A 19,186-nucleotide genomic window follows, 5' to 3' on the forward strand; every position below is an offset into this window, starting at 1 on the left:
CGAACAGATCGAGATCCGCCCGGAGGCACCACCATGACCACCACACCTTCCGTCCCCGGCGCCGACCGGCCCGCCGACGTCGGCGCCTCGCGACCGCGCGAACCCGACACCGCCGCCTGGGACGAGGAGGTGGACCTCCTCGTCGTCGGCAGCGGCGCGGCCGGGATGACCGGCGCCATCTCGGCCCACGACGCCGGCCTGTCCGCCCTGGTCGTCGAGAAGGCCGCCGTGTTCGGCGGTTCGACGGCGCTGTCCGGCGGCGGCGTCTGGATCCCCGACAACCCGACGCTGCGGACCGTCGGCCGGGGTGACTCCCGGGCCGAGGTACGGCGATACCTCCAGGCGGTGGTCGGCGACCGCGTCCCGGGCGAACGCCTGGACGCCTATGCCGAACGCGGACCCGAGGTCATGGAGATGCTGCACCGCGTGAGCCGCCACATGGAGTTCAGCTGGTGCCCCGGCTACTCGGACTACCACCCCGAGGAACCCGGCGGACGGCCGATGGGCCGCACCATCGAGCCCCGGCCGATCGACGGCCGGCTGCTCGGTGAGGACGAGGCACATCTGAAGGGTCTGGACGTCCCCGCGCCGATGGGTCTGTGGCTGACCGGCTACGAGGCGCGTGTCCTGATGATGGTCCAGCGCGACCTGAAGTCCTGGCGGATGCTTCCGGTGGCCGCCTGGCGTGTGGTTTCCAACCTCTTCCGGCGCCGCCGAATGAAGACGCTGGGCGCGGCGCTCGTCGCCCGTCTGCGCCTGACCATGAAGGATCTCGGCATCCCTCTGTGGCTGCGGGCGCCCGTGACCCGCCTGATCGTCGAGGACGGGCGGGTGACCGGCGCCGTGGTCGAACGCGCGGGCCGCGAACTGCGGGTGCGTGCCCGTCACGGCGTGCTGCTGGCCACCGGTGGGTTCGACCACGACACGGTGATGCGCGAGACTCACCTGCCGGCGCATGGCCGAACCGACCACAGCATGGGCGCGCCCTCCAACACCGGCGACGGCCACCGGCTGGGAGGGCAGGTGGGTGCAGCCACGGACCTGATGGACGACGCGTGGTGGATGCCGGGCATCGCCCTGCCCGGCGGCGGTGTCTTCCCGCTGGTCTCCGAGCGCTGCATCCCGCCGATGATCATCGTGAACTGCGAGGGCCGCCGTTTCACCAACGAGTCGGCGCCGTACGTCAACTTCGTGCACGCCCAGCTCGACGGCGGGTTCGTCCCGTTGTACGAGATCTTCGACGCCAAGGCGCGCCGTCGCTACCAGTTTGCGGGCGTGCTGCCCGGCCGGGACTTCCCGAAGGAATGGTACGACAGCGGACTCGTCACGAAGGCGAAGACCCTGACGGACCTCGCCCTGGCGATCGGTGTGCCCGCGAGGACGCTGAAGGAGACCGCAGAACGCTTCAACACGTTCGCGCACGAGGGCAAGGACCGGGACTTCGGCCGTGGTGACAGCGCGTACGACCACTACTACGGGGACCCCACGCTCCCCAATCCGGTGCTCGACACCATCGACGGCGGGCCCTACTACGCCGTCCGGATCGAGGCGGGCGACCTCGGCACGAAGGGAGGTCTGGTCACCGACGCGGCCGGACGCGTACTGCGCGGGGACGGCGGCGCCGTCGGGGGACTCTACGCCGCGGGCAACGTGTCCGCCTCGGTGATGGGCAACGACTACGCGGGGGCGGGCGCCACGATCGGTCCCGCCATGGTCTTCGCCCATCTCGCCGCGCTGGACGCCGCGGCGCGCGCCGGACAGGCGGCGTTGAGCCAGGAGGTCTCAGCGGGGTGACTACAATCCCGACGGCCCCGCTCCCCTGACGCGTACATGGGGAGCGGGGTCTCGGCTTCCGGGGCGGACGGTCGCCGCACGTGGAGCCGTGGCAGCCGTGGTGTGCCCGGGCTTTGGGAACCCGTACGCCTGCGGACCGCCTTCAGGACGCGTGCTGCCCCAGCAGGCTCCGCGCGGCCAACGCGACCTGGTACCGCCCGGTGCCGGGAGAGGTCCGCCCGCTCAGCTCGGAGAAGAGCACGCCCCACCAGCCGTAGACGAGCATGCGCACAGCTGTGACCCGCTCCACAGACGGGTCCTTTTCGCCGAGCGTGCGCAGGATCGCACCGTAGAGGCGGGACTCGGCCACGGGTGCCTCCGGCTGCGACGGGTCGGCGTAGTTGGCCGAGGTCGCCCGGACCATCGACCCGCACAGCGTCGGGTGTTCCATGAGACGGCGGGTCAGGGCGACTAGCCGCTCCCCCACGATCTCGACGGGGTCCCCGTCCTGCGCCGGCCACTCCTCGTCGACGAAACGCTCCACGCGCGCCGCGTACACAGCGGCGAAGAGCTGTGTCTTGGACGGGAAGTAGCGGTAGAGCGTGGTGAGCGACACGTCGGACGCGTCCGCGACCTCCTGCATCTGTACCTGCTCGTACGGGGTGCGGGCCCCCAGTACGGCCGCCACGTCCAGAATCCGGTGCCAGCGGGCCACCTGTCGCTGGGAGGAGGGCGACGCAGGCCGGCGCGCTTCGGTCAGTCGTGGCACAGGTCCGCGCTCCTCGCCGTCCGTGGTCCGTTCCCGCCAGCATAGGGGCGGCCCGGCCCCCGGCCGAGCGTGCTCCGGGCCTTCAGGAGTCGTCGCCAGGCCGGGTGAGGAAGGCCAGCACCGCGCTCTCCCAGGCCTCCTTCTGTTCGATCATCACCCAGTGTCCGCAGTCGGGGAGCACGTGCAGTTCCGCCCTCGGCATGGTCCGCATGGGCAGCAGGGCCATGTCCAGGGGGCTGACCCGGTCGTCGCGTCCCCAGGTGACGAGGGTGGGCGCGGTGATCCGGTGCAGCATCGCCCAGTACGGGGGCCGCTCACCGGCCTGGGCGGCCGCCATGCTCGCGGCCAGGGCCTTGCGGCCGTACATCCTGCGGGCGGCGGCCAGCGTCTCCGGATCGGTGGCCTGGGTCCAGCGCTCCTCCACCATCTCGTCCGTGACGACCGAGGGGTCGTACACCATCGAGTGCATCCATCGCACCAGGGCTTCGCGGGTCGGGTTCTCCGTGAAGTCCATCAACAGGTTGATGCCCTCGCCGGGCGACGGACTGAACAGGTTCCGTCCCAGACCGCCCACGGTCACGATGCGCCGGAACAGGCCGGGATCGGCGATCGCCAGGTTGGCCGCGACGATGCCGCCCATCGAGTTGCCCACCACGTCGACCCGTCCGAGGCCCAGCCCGGCCAGGAACCGCACCACGGCCTTCGGCGCCGCCACCATGGGGTGCTCGTCGGTGGGGTCGCTGACTCCGAAGCCCGGCAGCTCCAGGACGAGACAGCGGAAGTGGCGGGCGAACGCTGCGAGGTTGCCCCGGTAGTTGCGCCAGCCGGTCACGCCGGGGCCCGATCCGTGCAGGAGCAGCAGGGGTGGGCCGTCCCCGGCCTCGTGATAGCGCAGTACGCCCTCGTCGGTGGGGAGTTCGCGCAGGGTCCTCGCGTGGTCGAGCATCTCGGTCGTCTCGGTCATGATCGTGGCCGCCTCAGTCTCGGGGACAAGGTCGTAGCGGACGTTAACGGCGCCCGGACGGCACCGCGGCGGCGCGCTCCCGCCCAGCGGGACCCGTGCCCGTCCGTCCCGGCGACCGGCGTCACGCGCCACTTGCCGACGCGAGCTCCACGGGGGTCCGCTGTGCCGCGCCGACGCGGGCCGGAGTCATGTCGATGCCCAACCGCCATGACTCGGAGCCGAGTTCGTCCATGACACTGCGGGCCGCACCGAGCGCGAGCGGCGCGAACCGTTCCAGGGGGTCCTGTATCTCGCCCACCAGCGAGAGCGCTCCGACGGGGCCGGCCGGCCCGCGCAGGGCGATGCCGATACAGCCGATGCCGGTGAAACACTCGCCTCGCTCGTAGGCGAGTCCGTGACGGCCCCGGATCCGGCCGAGCTCCTCGTGGAGCTGGACACGGCCGACGATGCTGCGTTTCGTGCGTGAGGCGAGACCGCTTCCGTAGTCCTGGTCCAGCCGCTCGGGCGTGAGCCAGGCGAGCATGGCCTTTCCCAGCGCGGTGCAGTGGGCCGGCGCCCGCCCGCCGACTCGCGAGGGGACGTCGACCGCGGACCTGCCACCCACCTTGTCGAGGTAGTACACCTCGGTCTCGTCCAGCACCGCGAGGTGCACCACCAGCCCCGTGCGCAGGGCCAGCCGGTGCAGTGTCGGGGCGGCGGCGGCCCGCAGCGCGCTGTGGCTGACCTCCCGGCCGCCGAGCCCGAGGGCGCGGTGGCCGAGGCGGTAGCCGGTCGTCATGTGCTCCAGCCAGCCCACACCCACGAGCTGGTCGATGATCCGGTGCGCCGTGGAACGCGGCAGACCGGTCTGTCCCGCGATCTGCTCCAGAGTCAGCCTCAGCATGGGGCGCTCGAAGAGATCCATGATCAATGTGATCCGCTCGACCATCGACGGGGGCAGTGCCTCCCGCTGGGGCGTGGACCCGGCAATGCCACTCAGCTCTGAGTTCATGCCAGCACCTCTCAGCGAAACCAGAATGAAATCCAGTTTTGACGCTAGCAGCGAGCTCTGCACCTGAAAAGGTTTCGGTCAGGAGGAAGTTGATGAACCCGCACGCAAACGACGCGGGGCGGGAGCGGCTCTGCCGAGCCGCTCCCGCCCTGCGTCCCACCGGCCGCGGCCGGCTCACCCGGTGCGCCGCGCCCTCACGAAGTCCAGGGCGATGTCGACGATCATGTCCTCCTGGCCGCCGACCAGCCCCCGGCGCCCCACCTCCAGAAGGATCGTGCGGGCGTCGAGGCCGTAGCGCGCGGCCGCGGACTCGGCGTGGCGCAGGAAGCTGGAGTAGGCGCCCGCGTACCCGAGCGTGAGCGTCTCCCGGTCGACGCGGACCGGCCGGTCCTGCAACGGTCGTACGATGTCGTCGGCCGCGTCCTGCAGGGCGAACAGGTCGCAGTCGTGCTTCCAGCCGTGCAGGGTGGCCACCGCGACGAACGGCTCGATGGGGCAGTTGCCCGCCCCGGCGCCCTGCCCGGCAAGCGATGCGTCCACGCGCATCGCGCCCTCCTCGACCGCGGTCACCGAGTTGGCGACCGACAGGGACAGGTTCTCGTGGGCGTGGATGCCGATCTGGGTCGACTCGTCCAGCACGTCGCGGTAGGCCCGGATGCGCTCGCGGACGCCCTGCATGGTCAGGCGCCCGCCGGAGTCGGTGACGTAGACGCAGTGCGCGCCGTACGACTCCATCAGGGCCGCCTGGCGTGCCAGTTCGGCGGCCGGTGCCATGTGGGACATCATCAGGAAGCCGGAGACGTCCATGCCGAGTTCGCGGGCGCTCGCGATATGCTGGGCCGCGACATCGGCCTCGGTGCAGTGGGTTGCCACCCGGACCGAGCGGACACCGAGGGCGTAGGCCCGTTTCAGTTCGGCGATGGTGCCGATGCCCGGCAGCAGGAGCGTGGTGAGGACCGCGTTCTCCAGGACCTCCGCCGCTGCCTCGATCCACTCCCAGTCGCTGTGGCTGCCGGGTCCGTAGTTGAGGCTGCCGCCGGCCAGTCCGTCGCCGTGGGCCACCTCGATGGCGTCCACTCCGGCGGCGTCGAGGGCCCGCACGATGCGGGCGACGTCGGCGGGGTCGATGCGGTGCCTGATGGCGTGCATGCCGTCCCGCAGGGTGACGTCCTGGATGTAGAGACGGGGCGCGGCGGTGTCGGTCATCGGGTCACCTCGGGGAGGGCGCGCTGGGCGACGCGTTCGCCGACGCGCAGGGCGGCGGAGGTCATGATGTCGAGGTTGCCGGCGTAGGCGGGCAGGTAGTGCGCGGCGCCCTCGACCTCCAGGAAGACGCTGACCTTGGTGGTGACCCCGGGGGCGCCGGACGGCAGCAGGGTGTGCACCGGCTCGTCCGGCGGCACCGGGGTGAACTGGACGTCCTGCTTGAGACGGTAGCCGGGCACGTACTCGGCGACGGCCGCCACCATGGCGGTGACCGAGTCGATGACCTCCCGCTCGTCCACGCCACCGGTGAGGCAGTAGACGGTGTCCCGCATGATCAGCGGCGGTTCCGCCGGATTGAGCACGATGACCGCCTTGCCGCGCAGGGCACCGCCGACAGAGGCGATGGCCGCCGAGGTGGTCTCCGTGAACTCGTCGATGTTGGCGCGGGTGCCGGGACCCGCCGACCGCGACGAGATCGAGGCGACGATCTCGGCGTAGGCGACGGGCGTGATCCGGCTGACGGCGTGCACGATCGGGATGGTGGCCTGGCCGCCGCAGGTCACCATGTTGAGGTTGGTGCTGGAGGCGTCCAGGTGCTCGTCCAGGTTGACCGGCGGCACCACATAGGGGCCGAGGGCCGCCGGGGTGAGGTCCACCAGGACCTTGCCGTGCGGCGCGAGGCGTTTGGCGTTCTCGACGTGTGCCTTGGCGGAGGTGGCGTCGAAGACGATCGCGATGTCCTCGAACCCCTCCATGGCGATCAGTCCGTCCACCCCCTCGGCGGTGACGGGCACCTTGAGCCGGGCGGCGCGGGCGAGCCCGTCCGAGTCCGGGTCGATGCCCACCATGGCGGCCATCTCCAGCCGTTCGGAGAGCCGCATCACTTTGATCATCAGATCGGTGCCGATGTTGCCCGAGCCGATGACGGCGACCTTGGTCTTCTTCACCTCGACCTCACTCAGTGGTGGTGAACGTGGCGGACACGGAACCGAGCGCGGAGATGCCGGCATGCACGACGGCTCCCGGGCCGACCGGCACCAGGGGGCCGAGGGCCCCCGAGAGCACGACCTGTCCGGCGCGCAGCGGGTCTCCGAAGTCCCGTGCGGTGCGGGCGAGCCAGAGCAGGGCTTCGAGCGGGTCGCCCAGGCAGGCGGCCCCGTCGCCCGTGGAGGCCTCGCGGCCGTCGAGGGTCATCCGCATGGTGACCTCGCGCGGCTCGAACCGGTCCAGCGGCACCCGCTCGGGTCCCAGCACGAACAGACCGGACGAGGCGTTGTCGGCGACCGTGTCCGTGATCGCGATGTCCCATCCCGCGATCCGGCTGTCCACGATCTCCAGTGCGGCGCGGGCATGGTCCACCGCCGCGCGGACCCGATGCAGGTCCAGCTCCGGGATGTCCAGATCGGCGCCGAGGACGAAGGCGATCTCGGCCTCGACCCGGGGCTGGAGCAGCCGCTCGCTGGGCACGGCCGCGGCCCGGTCGGACACGTCCATGTCGTCGAAGAGCATCCCGAAGTCCGGCCGGTCCACGCCGACCTGACGCTGCACGGCCGCCGAGGTCAGGCCGATCTTGCGGCCGGCCACCCGCGCGCCGCGGGCGAGCCGCTCATGCGCGAGGTGCTGCTGCACGGCGTACGCGGCGGCGACGTCCGTCGGCCCCAGGAGGTCACGGACGGGGGCGCAGGGACGGCGCTCCGCCTCGGCGCGGGCCAGCCGCTCGGCCGCCGCGGACAGTACGGCCGGGTCCGCCGCGGTGTCCCCCGGGCTCCCGGCCTCGGTCGAGCCGGGTGGAGCCCCGGCCTGCACACGCTCCGCCATCCGGTCCCTCTTCCTCGTGTTCCCCGGCGCTGTCGCCCGGCACGGAGACGCCCTGCTCCGCGCCGTCCACACTGATCTCCGCCGGCCGCGGCGGGCCACGGAAGGTTTCGCTCAGTGGGACCGATCTCGCGGAGCAGGACGTCACTCCCTGGCTCAGCCGCCTGTGGCCAGTGCCTTCTCCGTCACGGCGGGGGCCGGCCCGGCGGCGGTGCGCCGGAACACCGTGGCGATCAGCAGCGCCCCGAACAGGGCAAGGCCCACGGCCAGGAACAGTCCGTCCCGCAGACCGTCCTCGCTGTATACGACACTGCCGGCCACGACCGCGCGGACGTTCTCCGCGAGAATCGTGAACAACACGACGGGTACGACCGCGGAGAATCCGCTCTGACAGATCTGGACCACGCTGGAGACGGCCCCCTGTTCCTCGGCCGGGGTGTTCTCGATGACCAGGTTCGGTGTCGCCGCGTACCCGAGGCCCGTTCCGACGCCCGCGACCGCCGCCCCGAACGCCGTGGCGCCGACGGTCCCGTGCGAGAACGCGAGGAGCAGCGCGCCGACGGTGAAGACGAGCAGTCCGGCGCCCAGCAGTGCGCGGGCGCCGACCCGCCGGACCAGCAGGCCCACCAGCAGGCCGCCCACGACGATCGCGGCGGCGTTCGGTGAGGCCACCCGCGCGAAACCGGTGGCACTCAGCCCGAGACCGTAGTCACCACCCGCAACCCTTGGCGTCATACTCATGATCGGCAGGAGGCTGGCCGTCACGACGGATGTGCCGTAGACGAGCCCCGAAACAACCGCAGCGGCCACGATCGGCCGACGCGCGAGCACCGCCAAGTCGACCAGCGGCCGGCTCACCCGCCGCGCGCTCACCAGCCAGCCTGCCAGCATGACCAGCCCGAGCAGACCCAGCAGCAGGGTGCGCGCCGAGCCCCAGCCCCACTGCGGACCGAAGCTGACGGCAACCAGGACCGCCGCCGCTCCTCCGCCGAGCAGGAGGGCGCCGAGTAGATCGAGCCTGGCCGTCGCCCGTACCGGCGACTCCGGGGTGGTCAGGGGAATGGCGACGGCCATCACCGTGACCCATATCAGGTCGAAGACGAAGACGGACCGCCATCCCCAGGTGTCGAGCAGCCAGCCGTTGAGGAACGGTGTGATCACGGCGGCGAGGCCGAGTCCGCCGGTGCAGATGCTCACGGCGAGCGGCACGGTGCGGGGCGGGTAGACGTCGCGGATCAGGGAGTAGCTCAGGAACAGGCAGGCGATCAGGGCTCCCTGGAGGAGCCGGCCGACGATCAGGAGGCCGTACCCCGGAGCTGTTGCGGCGACCAGGGAGCCGAGCCAGCCGATCCCGAGGGCGGCGAGCAGGACGCGGCGCTTGCCGTACAAGTCGGCCAGGCGGCCGAGCAACGGGCTGGCGACGGCCCCGAACAGGAGCGAGGCGGTGAGCAGCCAGCCCGCCTGGGTGGTGTGGAAGTGTGCCGCGATCCCGGGGAGCGCGGTCGCGACCTTGGCATAGCTCAGGGAGACGATCTCCATGACCATGGCCATGAAGAACAGGGAGACCGCGAGGCGGGGGGTCCACCCCTCGGGGACGGGTGCGGCGGATGCGGATGATGCGGTGGCGCCTTGGCCGGTACTCATCGTCGAGCCCTCCAGGACAGTGCGGACCGGCCTGCGGAAAGCGGCCACAGACCGGACGGAATGGAGGCAAAGAGTGAGTGCTGTCCGTTTTTGATCACGCATACCGGTCCCGTTGAGTGGGAGTGATCCGGCCATTCCCATGACGACGACGCTCGCTCAGTCCCGTACGTCTCGTCCCGTCCCATGGCACGTCCCGTCCGGTGCCGTCTCGCCCGTGAACGGCCCACGTCGCTCCGGAGCGACCACATACGTCCACGACCGCGAACCGAGCAGCAGCCGGTGACGCGGGCCGGGCCGCTCCAGGGGGACCCCTTCGGCATGCGCGACGTCACCTGCCCACACCAGGACGGGGCCGGTGGCCGGGTCCACCACATGCCTGCTCTCGTAGTGCGGAGGCCGCACGGTCCGGGCACGCTCGCACGCCGCCTCGACGGTGGGTACGCCGACGAGGCCGTGCAGGGTGACCCAGGTCGGCGGCAGCAGTTGAAGACGCCCTTCGCCGTGGGCCTTCAGTGCCTGACCGGGCGCGAGCCACCGATGGGCGGCCACCTCGCGCGGGTCCCTGACGACCCGGCCGGGCGGCGCGGCGCCGAGGAAGAACCACGTACGCAACCGCTTGGGCGCCTGCGGCGGCGGTGTCCAGCAGGAGAGCAGTTGCAGTTCCCCGGCCGCCACGGCGAGCCCTGTCTCCTCCCGGGTCTCCCGGACAGCGGCACGCCGTACGGCGCCGGTACCGTCCGGAACCCGGTCGGCGGGGTCGACAGCCCCGCCGGGAAAGACCCAGGCTCCCGGATAGCTTCCGTGCGCGGGCCTCAACAGCATGAGCACACGCGGCCCTTGCGGCCCGTCCCGCAACAGGACGACCGTGGCGGCCTCGCCGAGTGCACTCATCTCACGGACCCGGCCGATCGACCGCGACGAGTCGGCGGGAGGACGGCATGGACGGCGAGGCACGTGCAGGAACGAGAGGCGCACGAGCATGCATATGCCGCGGTCCGGACTCCCCCACCACTCCGGTGGCCGTCGGACCACCCCGCACTACGGCACCTCACCCGCCGCGGGCAGGGCCGCGACGTACGGGGTGTCCACTCCGATCCGGCCGGTGGCCTTCGAACCGCCGGGTGTCTCGCCCAGCGGTTCGCGACGGCCGGGCAGGACACCGGTGAAGAAGGACTCGTTGTCGGCCACGGCCCACCGCAACTCGTCGGGTACGTCGTCCTCGATGTAGATGGCCTCCACGGGGCAGACCGGTTCGCAGGCGCCGCAGTCGATGCACTCGGCCGGGTTGATGTAGAGCTTGCGGTCACCCTCGTAGATGCAGTCGACGGGGCACACGGACGTGCAGGTCCGGTCCTTGATGTCGACGCAGGGGTCGCCGATCAGGAAGGCCATGGCAGTTCCTCGGGTTCTTCTCGTGCCGGGTGGGGCCCCTTGCCGAGCCGCAGCAGGGTCGGCCAGTCGGCGATCTTCGTACGCTCCCGGCCCCGTGTCGCCCCCAACTCCCGCTCAGCGGTATCGATCCGGGACCAGCCCTCAAGCCCGATCGGCCGCACTCCACGTCGATCCAACACCCCCGCGAGATCGGGGTGTCGGCGTGGCCGGCGCTCGTCCAGGTCGTCGAGCAGCAACGCGACGGTCTCGGCGGAGTCCAGCTTGTTGGTGCCGACGACCCCGCTCGGACCGCGCTTGAGCCAGCCGGTGACGTACTCGCCGGGGCAGAGCGCCCCGTCCGCGTCGAGCACGCGTCCCTTGTCGTTGGGCACCACACCGCGAGCCGGGTCGAAGGGGACGGTGTCGAGCGGGGCACCCCGGTAGCCGACCGCCCGCACTACGGCGCCGACGGTCAGGGTCTCCCGTTCGCCGGCACCGGTGATGGTGGCGCCGGGCCGCTCGGTGGTGCGCTCGATCTCCAGTCCCGTCACGCGGTCCGTGCCCAGCAGCCGAAGGGGCCGGGCGCAGAAGCGCAGTTCGACCCGGCGTGGCGCGCCCGTGGGGGCGCGCTGGGCTGCCTCCGTCAGGATGCGGAGGTTGGTCTGGGCGGTCCGGTCCGGCTCCAGCCCTTCGAGGGGCACGAGTTGGCGCGGGTCCACGACGAGGTCGACGCCGTCCAGTCCGACCAGCTCGCGCAGTTCCTTGGGGGTGAAGCGGGCGTGCCACGGCCCGCGTCGGGCCAGGACCACGACCTCGCGCACCGCGCTGGCGCGCAGCGCGTCGAGGACCGGCTCGGGCATGTCGGTGCGTTCCAGGTCGGCGACCGGCCGGGTCAGGACGCGGGCGAGGTCCAGGGCCACGTTGCCGGCGCCGACCACGGCGACCCGTTCGGTGTCCAGCGGCAACGGGGCGGGCGCGTCGGGGTGGCCGCTGTACCAGGAGACGAATGCGGTCGCCGAACAGGATCCCGGCAGGTCCTCACCGGGCACCTCCAGCCTGCGGTCGGCCGCCGCACCGGCCGCGTAGACGACAGCATCGTAGTGGTCGAGGAGATCCTGGCGGGTGACGTCCGCCCCGAGTGCCACCGCGCCGAGGAAGCGGACGCGCGGATGGTCCAGGATGCGGCGCAGCGAGCCGGTGATCGACTTGATCCGCGGGTGGTCGGGGGCGACACCGTAGCGGACCAGACCGTACGGCGCGGGCAGCCGGTCGAGTACGTCGACGTGGATGCGGTGGCGGTCCTGACGGACGAGTTCCTCGGCCGCATAGAGGCCCGCCGGTCCCGCGCCGACCACCGCCACCCGCTTCATCGGGGTGTCCGGGGTCAGCGCGCTCACCAGGCCACGGGCAGGCTGCTGATGCCGCCGGTCAGGGTCTCGGTGATGTCGACGGCCTCGCCGGTGAGACGCAGACGGGGCAGACGGCGGAAGATCGCCGACAGGGCCACCTGGATCTCCATCCGGGCCAGTGGCGCGCCCAGGCAGTGGTGCAGGCCGTGACTGAGCGTCAGGTGCGGGTTGGCCTTGCGGGTGATGTCGAAGACGTGCGGATCGGCGAAGGCGTTCTCGTCGTGGTTGGCCGCCGAGATGTCCACGAGGACGCACTCGCCCGCGCGGATCAGCCGGCCGTCGATCTCCACGTCCTCGCTCGCCATGTGCGGGGGCAGGCCCGCGCCGCCCGCGACCGGTGTCCCCATCACGAAGCCGGCGTGCCGGAGGGTCTCCTCCACCAGGGTGGGGACGATGCCGTCGATGTCGGTCAGGAGGAGCTTGAGGTGTTCGGGGTTGTGGAGCATCGCCCGGACGCCGTGGGTGATGAAGTTGGCGGTGTTGTCGAAGCCGCCGACCAGGATCAGCATCGCGATGGGGAGGATCTCCTCGTCGGTGAGCGAGTCGTCCTTCTCCTCGGCCACGGCCAGCAGACTCAGCAGGTCCTCCAGCGGCTCGGCACGGCGACGGGCGATCAGCGCGGCGAGGTAGCCGTAGAGTTCCATGCTGTTCTGGAGGATCTCCTCCTCCGTCATCCCGGAGACCGCGAGCAGGGCGTGCGACCAGCCGATGAACCTGTCGCGGTCGTCCTCGGGGACACCGATCAGTTCGCACAGCACCCGGATCGGGAACGGGGTGGCGAACTCCTGCGCGAAGTCGCCCCCGGTACGGCCGTCGGCGGTCATCCGGTCGAGCAGGTTCTGCGCCATCTCCTGTGCGCGCTGCCGGAGTTGCTCGACCCGGCGGGCGGTGAACGCGCGGGCGACCAGGCGGCGCAGCCGGGTGTGCTCCGGCGGGTCGGCCCACTGGAAGGTCTGCAGCAGGAACGGCGGGAACTGGACGAAGTACGGCACCTCGCGCTCACCGCGGAAGGGCTGGCGCACGAACCGGCGGTCCTCCAGCATCTTCTTGGCGGCGGCGTGCCGGTGTATCACCCAGACGTCACCCCCGTAGGGCATGGTCACCTTGGTCATCGGCCGGTCGGCGCGCACCTTGCGGAAGGCCTCCAGCGCCTCCTCGGGGGGCAGGGGCGGGAAGGGGAAAGGCGCTGTCTCGGTGGTCACGGGGCGTCTCCTTCGACGGATCCGGTGCGGGGCAGGGGTACGAAGCGGGGAAGTTCGGACCGGGCGGGGAGCCTCGGAGCGCGGGGAGCGGTCACCCCGCCCGGTTGGCTCATTCGACGGGTTCGCCGTCCTCGTCGTGGACGAGGACGGCCGCGCCGGGGCACAGCACGACCACGTCCCGCAGTTCCTCCGCTGGCTGCACACGGCCGGCGAGGGGCCGGGACCTGCCGTTCTCGACGACGAAGTGACGGGGGGCGATGGACGCGCAGACACCGGAGCCGATGCAGGCCGAACCATCCACCTCGACGGTCCATGTCGCGTCAGCCATGACGGTTCCTTCCTGGTGCAGGGTGGGCGGGGGACGTCAGGACGTCGACTGCGGGAGCATCAGATCGGCGGGACGGGCGCCGTCGGGGCTGAGGATGTCGTCGATCCGTTCGGCGACCGTCTCCGGAGTGAGCGCCGGGTCGGTGATGCCGGTGGTGTTCACCATGACCATGCGGTTGACCTGGCCGCCCGCGACGTTGAAGACCTCGCCGTTGACCGCGCAGTTCTCGTGCGCGAGGTAGGCGGCGACCGGCGAGACCAGCTCCGGCGGCATGCTGGTCATCATGTACTCCAGCATCCCGGGCGGCAGGCTGTCGCCGGTGAGCTCGACCATGCGGGTCCCGGCGCCGGGCGCGACGGCGTTCACCTTGATGCCGTCCGCCTGACCGGCGACGGCGAGATTGCGGGTCAGGCCGTAGACGGCGCCCTTGGCGGAGCCGTAGTGGACCATGTCGGGCACGCCCAGCATCGATCCGGAGACGGTGTTGACGATGCGTCCGTGGCCGGAGGCGGCCAGGTGGGGCCAGGCGGCACGGGCGACCAGAAGGCTGCCGAGGTAGTGGACGTCCAGGTAGCGCTGGTACGTCTGGGGTGTCACCTCGGCGAAGGGAGCGGGGCGGAAGATGCCCGCGTTGTTGATCACGGCGTCCAGTCGGCCGAAGGCGTCGAGGGCGGCCTGGACGATCGCGGCGGCGCCCTCCTCGGTGGCGACCGAGTCCGCCGAGGCCACGGCGGTGCCGCCGGCCTCCGTGATCTCCTTGACGACCTCCTCGGCCGGTCCCGCCGAGGGGTTGGCGCCGTCGGTGTCGCCGCCGAGGTCGCAGACGACCACCGAGGCGCCCCGTTCAGCCAGCAGCCTGGCGTGCGCGCGGCCGATGCCGCGTCCGGCGCCGGTGACGATGACCGCGCGTCCGGTGAAGTCGAGTCGTGCCATGTCCGTACCTCGTCGTTCTCGTCGTTGAGTCGGGTGGTGACGGTGGGGTGTGCAGAGCCGGGCCCCGGGTCCCCGGCGCACGTGCGCGGCCGGACCGGGCGCCGGTGAGCGGTCGAGGCGGGGAGGCAGCCGACGACCGCCGGAAGTCAGGGGCGGGTGGCGCCGCCGGGGACGTCCACACGGGCGGTCCAGACGGAACCGCGGCCCTCGGTACGGGACTTCTCCCGGTCGAAGACCTCGACGCCGCAGGTGACGAGGAGGGTCCTGCGGTCCGCTCCGCCGAGCGCGCACGCCACCCCCATGCCGGCCTGCTCGGCCGGAAGGTGCACACCGGCGACGGCCGGGCCGCCCTCGACGACCCGCAGGACGCCGCTGATGGGAGATGCGCCCCACACGGCGCCCTCGGCATCGACGCACATCCCGTCCATCATGATCTGGCCGTCGAAGAAGACACGGGAGGCACCGAGTGAACCGTCGTCCTTGATGTCCACGGCGGTCAGCCGCATCCCGTCGACCTCGGCGGTGATCAGGGTGCGGCCGTCGGCCGTGATGCCCATACCGTTCGCGCCGTCGAAGACACCGCCCTCCTCGGCGATCCTCGGTGTGCCGTCCGGTTCGATGACCAGGAGCGGGGCCTTGGCAGGTGTCTCCCCGGCGAAGAGGTTGTAGCCGAGCTGGCTGATGTAGGCGCGACCGTGGGCATCCACCACCATGTCGTTGATGGGGCTGGCAGCCAGTCCGCGCAGGTCGGCGTAGACCTCGGTGGTGCTGCCGTCGTGGACCAGGACGACTTGTTCCCACATGGAGTTGACGAGCAGTCGGCCGTCCGGCAGGAAGCCGGTGCCGACGCAGACCACCTCCTCGTCCACCAGGCTCTTGCGGCCGTTCAGGTCGAGGAAGGTGTCCGCCTCGCCCTCCTCGGTGACGGTGACGATCCGGTGGTTGTACATGTCGGAGAAGTAGAAACGCCCGTCGTGCCAGCGCGGGCACTCGGTCCAGCTGTAGCCGGTGGTCAGTCGGCGGGCCTCGTAGGTGACGGTCATGCGTACCTCCATGAGGTGGGGGCGGGAGTGCGGTCCGGCCGCGGGCGACCGAGGGCCGCGAGGAGACCGGCCCGGTGTGGAACACGGGCGGGGCCCCGCTGGAGAGGCGTTTGTTGACGGGTAGAGGCGAGATGCACGAGGGCTCCCTCGTCCAGGAAAGTCGCATCGGTCGACACAGCGCGTGAGGGTCGAGAAGAGGGTGGTACCGGCTGCACGAAGGGCGCCCGCTTCACGGCACGCGGGCCTCCAGCCCCGGACGCGGCTATGAGAGACCGGGGCGATTTACTGTCGAGAGGACAGTAAAAGCTCCGCACGCCCTGGGCAAGAGTCGCGTGACGAGAAGATGGAAAGGCCTGGTCGTGGACCGCTGTACCGCGGCCCGACCGGATGGGACCATGTCCGCACGACAGCATCCGCCGGACGACCGACCAACCGCAGCGGACGACAGAGGAAGGACCCGAACACATGGCACGGGCGATGACCGGCAACATCACGCGCGCGACGGACACCGCCGACCTCACGTCGATCCACGACTCGTTCTCCAGCATCCTGACCCGATGGTCCGCGGCCGGCGTCCAGGAGGTGATCCTCGCCCGCGCGCAGGCCGACATCGATCCGGCGGCCATGACGGTGCTCAACGTGCTGGTACGCGCCGACGGTCCGTCGCGCCCGTCCCACGTCGCCCAGCAGACGGCCACAGGAGCGTCGAACGTGAGCAAGGTGCTGGCGCGCATGGAGGAGCGGGGCCTGGTCGTACGCGCGACGGACCCGGCGGACCAGCGGGCCGTCAGCGTCACGGTGACGGCGGCGGGACAGCGCCTCCACGAGGACATCGTGCGCACGTCGAACGCCATGCTGGCCGAACTCCTGCATGACTGGTCGAGTGCCGATGTGAAGCAGTTCAGCGCACTGCTGGCCCGCTACGCCGAGACCCTGCAGAGCACCGTCCTACGCTGACGGCCCTTACCCGGGTCGGGTCAGTCACCCGGCCTGCTCTCAGTCCGTGTCGTGGACAGCCGGGGCCGGCCCTCGACAACGATATCCGCCGGCTCTCCCCACTGATCCACCGTCACATGAACATGCGCGGCCGGTTCCACTTCGAGTTGACCAGCGAGAGCATGTTCGTGATCCCCGACCCGGACCCCGCCTCCACCTCTGACGGCATCTCCACCAACGGGCCTGACACAGAACGCCGATGAGCAGCGTTTTCCCTGACCATCCCGACCCGACGCCCGCAAGGCGCCTACTTCCCCTTGCCCGCCCACGACCGTGTGTCCCGCAGCGCGGTGCCGTTCACGCCAGCCCCATGCGTCCACTGCACAACGACCCTGCCCGAAAACCTCCGAAGGCGTCCTCCCACCCACCCGATCAGATCCCCCTGACCAGCGGGTTCACCCCTTAACCATCTCTTGGAGATCTTAGCCTCCGAATGGCGGGAAGCCTCACCGCGAACGGCTCGACTCACACGCAGCCTCTCCCGCTACCGAGAGGCACGATCACCACTCCCGACCCGAGCAAAGAATTCACGGCCCCACCCCGTTCGCCGCTCATACACCACCCGCGCAATCGACTCCCGGAGCTCACATCCACAAATAGTCTCACAAATAACCTGCCAGTAGACCATTTTGCCGAAGTTTTCGTCGCCTCGCCTCACATGCACCTCAGCACACCCGCAAGGACTGACCGTTTCCGATCAATTGAGAATTACGCGATCAGATATGTGGCAAATACTTTCGATTGCCGCCCCCTGCACAGACATCCACCCTGATGTGTCGAATATGCCGCCAACCCCTGCGCGCCTCGCCGAGCAGGGGATAGGACCCTGGGAGACGCGTTGGACATCATGCAGGTCGCGGGTGTGGGAGCCGGAGCTCTGGTCACCGAGATGGCCAAGAGCACGTGGGATTCCATGCGGGCCGCTGTGGCACGGCTCTTCCGGCGTGGCGGGGAGGGGAGCGCCGAGCAGGATCTGCGGTTGATCGACACAGCGCGGCAGCGGCTTGTGGCCGGTTCGGAGGGCGAGCGCGGGTCGGTGGAGGACCGGCTGCGGACCGAGCTGATGATCCAGCTGGCGGCGTTCCTGCAGAAGCATCCGGACGCGGCGCAGGAGTTGCAGGACCTGGCTGCTCAGGCCAAGGGAACCCGTGACGGTGACGGGGCGCGGACGAGCGTGCACCACGACACCCAGAGCATGGTCGTCGTCTCCGGCGGCGACATCAATGCCTCGGCTGGCTTCCACTACCGCACTCCGGAGCAGAGCCGGTGAGCGAGGAGACCTTTCCCGGGGCCGTCCCTCCACCGCCGCGATCGCCCATGACCCCGTTGGCGCCCGGCCAACAGGTGGAGATCCGCGATGCCAAGAACCCGAAGACTATCGTGGCTGCGGGCTCCATCACCATGACGAGCAGACCACCGCTGCCTGTCACAGACATCCCGCAGAGCGAGCTCCGCGCCGTACGCCGGGCGTGGGTGGAGCTGAGCGTGCGCGACGAACGGGTGCGGACGGCATCCGACGCGATCGAGCGGCTCACCGGGGGCGGACCGCGGCTGGCCGTCATCGCCGGACCTCCCGGATACGGCAAACGCGCTGCCGGCATCAAGGCGCAGTGGGAGGTCTCGCAGGCGGAATAGCGCTCGGGCGGCAACGCGCTGAAGCTGCAGTCGATCGCACCGGACCGGGAACAACCCGGCCGACCAGACATCGGCGAGCTGCCCGAAGAGCCGGGAATGTGCTACCTGCTGGACGTGGCCGCGGAGATCAGCTCCTGGTACAAGTGCGGCCTCGTTGCCCAGCAACTGATTTGTTATGCCGCGGAATTGAAGTTCTCGGGCTCCTTCCTCGTCGTGATCGCCGACGAACACGGGTGGCCCGAGGGCGTATCGGCAGCCGTCGCCGGCGTCGTCGCCCGCGCCACGGCCCGGCCCTCCCCGGACCGTGTGGCCAGGCCGTACCTGGAGAACGTGCACCACCTGCCGGACAGAATCCGCTGGCTCACCTCGTCGGCAGAGGAAGGCCCGGCCGGCGAGGCCGGGCACCTGCTGACCGACGGCAGCCGTCCCGACGATGCCGCCCGTCTGGCCGCCAAGCTCGCCTCCGCGGAGGACTCCCCGGACGGCCTCAAAAACGCCCTGAACTCCTTCCGGGAATGGCGCAGTGCCGTGAAGGACGTCTTCACGCAGACCGAGGACAAGCCCGAGGACCGCGCCCTGCTCATCTCCTCCCTGTTCCTCAACGGCAAGGACGCGCTCACCATCCAGAACAGCGCCCGAGGGCTGCTGGGCGATGATCCGGAAACGGACGTCCGCGCCATCCTGACCGGGCCCGATCTGACCACCCGGCTGACGAAGATGGGCGCCGAGGTCACCGGACGAACGGTCTCCCTCGATCACAAGTACAGATACGCGCGTGCCGTCCTGCTCCACCTGTGGCAGCAGCGGGCCGGCATCCACTCCCAACTCCCGCAGTGGCCGGACACCATCACCACGCCCAAGGGCCCTGGGGCCGACCGGCTGGCCGCTATCGGCGACCTCCTGGTCGAACTGGCCGTCGCCGAGAACGACATCCGTGTCGTCAAGCGGATCCGCGCCTGGATCGACAAGGGCGCCGACAGCGCCGAGCACCGCGAGTTGATCGCCCGCGTCCTACTGACCTTTCCGTTGAGTTGTCGTGTTGAGCGAGAGGCCGGTTTCGGCGAGGCAACCCTCGATGAGGTCGGTGCGTCGTTGGATGCGGCGCAG

20 protein-coding genes are annotated in these 19,186 nt (G+C 70.7%); 6 read left to right on the top strand and 14 right to left on the bottom strand.

The genetic code is table 11. The features are described 5' to 3' along the window. Window positions 1–33: 33 nt before the first annotated feature. Entirely contained in the window at window positions 34–1,794 is a 1,761-nt protein-coding gene (locus ACGF5O_RS45760) for an FAD-binding protein (protein WP_393815870.1), read from the top strand. A 142-nt stretch (window positions 1,795–1,936) separates the two neighbouring features. Here ACGF5O_RS45760 and ACGF5O_RS45765 read toward each other — a convergent pair whose 3' ends face one another. From ACGF5O_RS45765 to ACGF5O_RS45830, 14 genes are all read right to left on the bottom strand, one after another. Further along, window positions 1,937–2,542 (bottom strand): TetR/AcrR family transcriptional regulator, encoded by a 606-nt coding sequence (locus ACGF5O_RS45765; RefSeq protein WP_393815871.1) that lies wholly within the window; start codon window positions 2,540–2,542, stop codon window positions 1,937–1,939. An 82-nt stretch (window positions 2,543–2,624) separates the two neighbouring features. Then, window positions 2,625–3,506, bottom strand: a complete 882-nt coding sequence (locus ACGF5O_RS45770) for an alpha/beta fold hydrolase (protein WP_393815872.1) — start codon at window positions 3,504–3,506, stop codon at window positions 2,625–2,627. A gap of 121 nt (window positions 3,507–3,627) precedes the next feature. Further along, a complete protein-coding gene (locus tag ACGF5O_RS45775) occupies window positions 3,628–4,497 on the bottom strand; it encodes an IclR family transcriptional regulator (protein ID WP_393815873.1) in 870 nt (289 codons plus the stop codon). 174 nt (window positions 4,498–4,671) lie between these two features. After that, the gene (dmpG, locus tag ACGF5O_RS45780; RefSeq protein WP_393815874.1) at window positions 4,672–5,703 is read right to left on the bottom strand and encodes a 4-hydroxy-2-oxovalerate aldolase; all 1,032 of its coding nucleotides are present in this window, start codon (window positions 5,701–5,703) and stop codon (window positions 4,672–4,674) included. Beyond that, complete coding sequence (locus tag ACGF5O_RS45785) at window positions 5,700–6,650, bottom strand: acetaldehyde dehydrogenase (acetylating) (RefSeq protein WP_393815875.1); 951 nt, start codon at window positions 6,648–6,650, stop codon at window positions 5,700–5,702. Before ACGF5O_RS45785 ends, dmpG begins: the two co-directional genes overlap by 4 nt. A 7-nt stretch (window positions 6,651–6,657) precedes the next feature. Continuing rightward, complete coding sequence (locus ACGF5O_RS45790; protein WP_393815876.1) at window positions 6,658–7,521, bottom strand: 2-keto-4-pentenoate hydratase; 864 nt, start codon at window positions 7,519–7,521, stop codon at window positions 6,658–6,660. A 153-nt stretch (window positions 7,522–7,674) separates the two neighbouring features. Beyond that, window positions 7,675–9,162: an MFS transporter gene (locus tag ACGF5O_RS45795; RefSeq protein WP_393815877.1), complete on the bottom strand. Its 1,488-nt coding sequence runs from the start codon at window positions 9,160–9,162 to the stop codon at window positions 7,675–7,677. A 156-nt stretch (window positions 9,163–9,318) separates the two neighbouring features. Beyond that, window positions 9,319–10,053, bottom strand: coding sequence for an NUDIX domain-containing protein (locus ACGF5O_RS45800; RefSeq protein WP_393815878.1), 735 nt, complete (start codon window positions 10,051–10,053; stop codon window positions 9,319–9,321). Window positions 10,054–10,200: 147 nt separating this feature from the next. Then, on the bottom strand, window positions 10,201–10,554 hold the full coding sequence (gene fdxA / locus ACGF5O_RS45805) for a ferredoxin (RefSeq protein WP_393815879.1): 354 nt from the start codon (window positions 10,552–10,554) through the stop codon (window positions 10,201–10,203). Further along, window positions 10,542–11,930 carry an FAD-dependent oxidoreductase gene (locus ACGF5O_RS45810; RefSeq protein WP_393815880.1) on the bottom strand — a complete coding sequence of 463 codons (1,389 nt, stop codon included), beginning with the start codon at window positions 11,928–11,930 and terminating at the stop codon, window positions 10,542–10,544. The genes fdxA and ACGF5O_RS45810 overlap by 13 nt, the downstream gene beginning before the upstream one ends. Beyond that, window positions 11,927–13,144 carry a cytochrome P450 gene (locus ACGF5O_RS45815; protein WP_393815881.1) on the bottom strand — a complete coding sequence of 406 codons (1,218 nt, stop codon included), beginning with the start codon at window positions 13,142–13,144 and terminating at the stop codon, window positions 11,927–11,929. The genes ACGF5O_RS45810 and ACGF5O_RS45815 overlap by 4 nt, the downstream gene beginning before the upstream one ends. 109 nt (window positions 13,145–13,253) lie before the next feature. After that, complete coding sequence (locus tag ACGF5O_RS45820; RefSeq protein ID WP_393815882.1) at window positions 13,254–13,472, bottom strand: ferredoxin; 219 nt, start codon at window positions 13,470–13,472, stop codon at window positions 13,254–13,256. Window positions 13,473–13,508: 36 nt separating this feature from the next. After that, entirely contained in the window at window positions 13,509–14,405 is an 897-nt protein-coding gene (locus tag ACGF5O_RS45825) for an SDR family NAD(P)-dependent oxidoreductase (protein WP_393815883.1), read from the bottom strand. Between the two features lie 146 nt (window positions 14,406–14,551). Then, window positions 14,552–15,448 carry an SMP-30/gluconolactonase/LRE family protein gene (locus tag ACGF5O_RS45830; RefSeq protein WP_393815884.1) on the bottom strand — a complete coding sequence of 299 codons (897 nt, stop codon included), beginning with the start codon at window positions 15,446–15,448 and terminating at the stop codon, window positions 14,552–14,554. Between the two features lie 465 nt (window positions 15,449–15,913). Here ACGF5O_RS45830 and ACGF5O_RS45835 point away from each other — a divergent pair, with 465 nt between their 5' ends. From ACGF5O_RS45835 to ACGF5O_RS45855, 5 genes are all read left to right on the top strand, one after another. After that, complete coding sequence (locus ACGF5O_RS45835) at window positions 15,914–16,405, top strand: MarR family winged helix-turn-helix transcriptional regulator (protein WP_393815885.1); 492 nt, start codon at window positions 15,914–15,916, stop codon at window positions 16,403–16,405. A 116-nt stretch (window positions 16,406–16,521) separates the two neighbouring features. Further along, a complete protein-coding gene (locus ACGF5O_RS45840; protein ID WP_393815886.1) occupies window positions 16,522–16,647 on the top strand; it encodes a hypothetical protein in 126 nt (41 codons plus the stop codon). A 635-nt stretch (window positions 16,648–17,282) separates the two neighbouring features. After that, the gene (locus ACGF5O_RS45845) at window positions 17,283–17,714 is read left to right on the top strand and encodes a hypothetical protein (RefSeq protein WP_393815887.1); all 432 of its coding nucleotides are present in this window, start codon (window positions 17,283–17,285) and stop codon (window positions 17,712–17,714) included. 47 nt (window positions 17,715–17,761) lie between these two features. Next, window positions 17,762–18,079 (top strand): hypothetical protein, encoded by a 318-nt coding sequence (locus tag ACGF5O_RS45850; RefSeq protein ID WP_393815888.1) that lies wholly within the window; start codon window positions 17,762–17,764, stop codon window positions 18,077–18,079. A gap of 96 nt (window positions 18,080–18,175) precedes the next feature. Further along, window positions 18,176–19,186, top strand: a 1,011-nt coding sequence (locus ACGF5O_RS45855) for a hypothetical protein (protein ID WP_393815889.1), incomplete at its 3' end; no start/stop codon positions are given.

Origin of the sequence: Streptomyces sp. NPDC048291 (assembly GCF_043201715.1) — a bacterium.
Lineage (GTDB): Bacteria > Actinomycetota > Actinomycetes > Streptomycetales > Streptomycetaceae > Streptomyces.

Bases quoted from the DNA above. Each gene is read 5' to 3' on its own strand.
- ACGF5O_RS45850 (WP_393815888.1), top strand. From the start codon at position 17,762: ATGACCCCGTTGGCGCCCGGCCAACAGGTGGAGATCCGCGATGCCAAG.
- ACGF5O_RS45795 (WP_393815877.1), bottom strand. From the start codon at position 9,162: ATGAGTACCGGCCAAGGCGCCACCGCATCATCCGCATCCGCCGCACCC.
- ACGF5O_RS45825 (WP_393815883.1), bottom strand. From the start codon at position 14,405: ATGGCACGACTCGACTTCACCGGACGCGCGGTCATCGTCACCGGCGCC.
- ACGF5O_RS45840 (WP_393815886.1), top strand. From the start codon at position 16,522: ATGAACATGCGCGGCCGGTTCCACTTCGAGTTGACCAGCGAGAGCATG.
- ACGF5O_RS45775 (WP_393815873.1), bottom strand. From the start codon at position 4,497: ATGAACTCAGAGCTGAGTGGCATTGCCGGGTCCACGCCCCAGCGGGAG.
- ACGF5O_RS45790 (WP_393815876.1), bottom strand. From the start codon at position 7,521: ATGGCGGAGCGTGTGCAGGCCGGGGCTCCACCCGGCTCGACCGAGGCC.
- dmpG (WP_393815874.1), bottom strand. From the start codon at position 5,703: ATGACCGACACCGCCGCGCCCCGTCTCTACATCCAGGACGTCACCCTG.
- ACGF5O_RS45830 (WP_393815884.1), bottom strand. From the start codon at position 15,448: ATGACCGTCACCTACGAGGCCCGCCGACTGACCACCGGCTACAGCTGG.
- ACGF5O_RS45835 (WP_393815885.1), top strand. From the start codon at position 15,914: ATGGCACGGGCGATGACCGGCAACATCACGCGCGCGACGGACACCGCC.
- ACGF5O_RS45800 (WP_393815878.1), bottom strand. From the start codon at position 10,053: ATGAGTGCACTCGGCGAGGCCGCCACGGTCGTCCTGTTGCGGGACGGG.
- ACGF5O_RS45760 (WP_393815870.1), top strand. From the start codon at position 34: ATGACCACCACACCTTCCGTCCCCGGCGCCGACCGGCCCGCCGACGTC.
- ACGF5O_RS45820 (WP_393815882.1), bottom strand. From the start codon at position 13,472: ATGGCTGACGCGACATGGACCGTCGAGGTGGATGGTTCGGCCTGCATC.
- fdxA (WP_393815879.1), bottom strand. From the start codon at position 10,554: ATGGCCTTCCTGATCGGCGACCCCTGCGTCGACATCAAGGACCGGACC.
- ACGF5O_RS45770 (WP_393815872.1), bottom strand. From the start codon at position 3,506: ATGACCGAGACGACCGAGATGCTCGACCACGCGAGGACCCTGCGCGAA.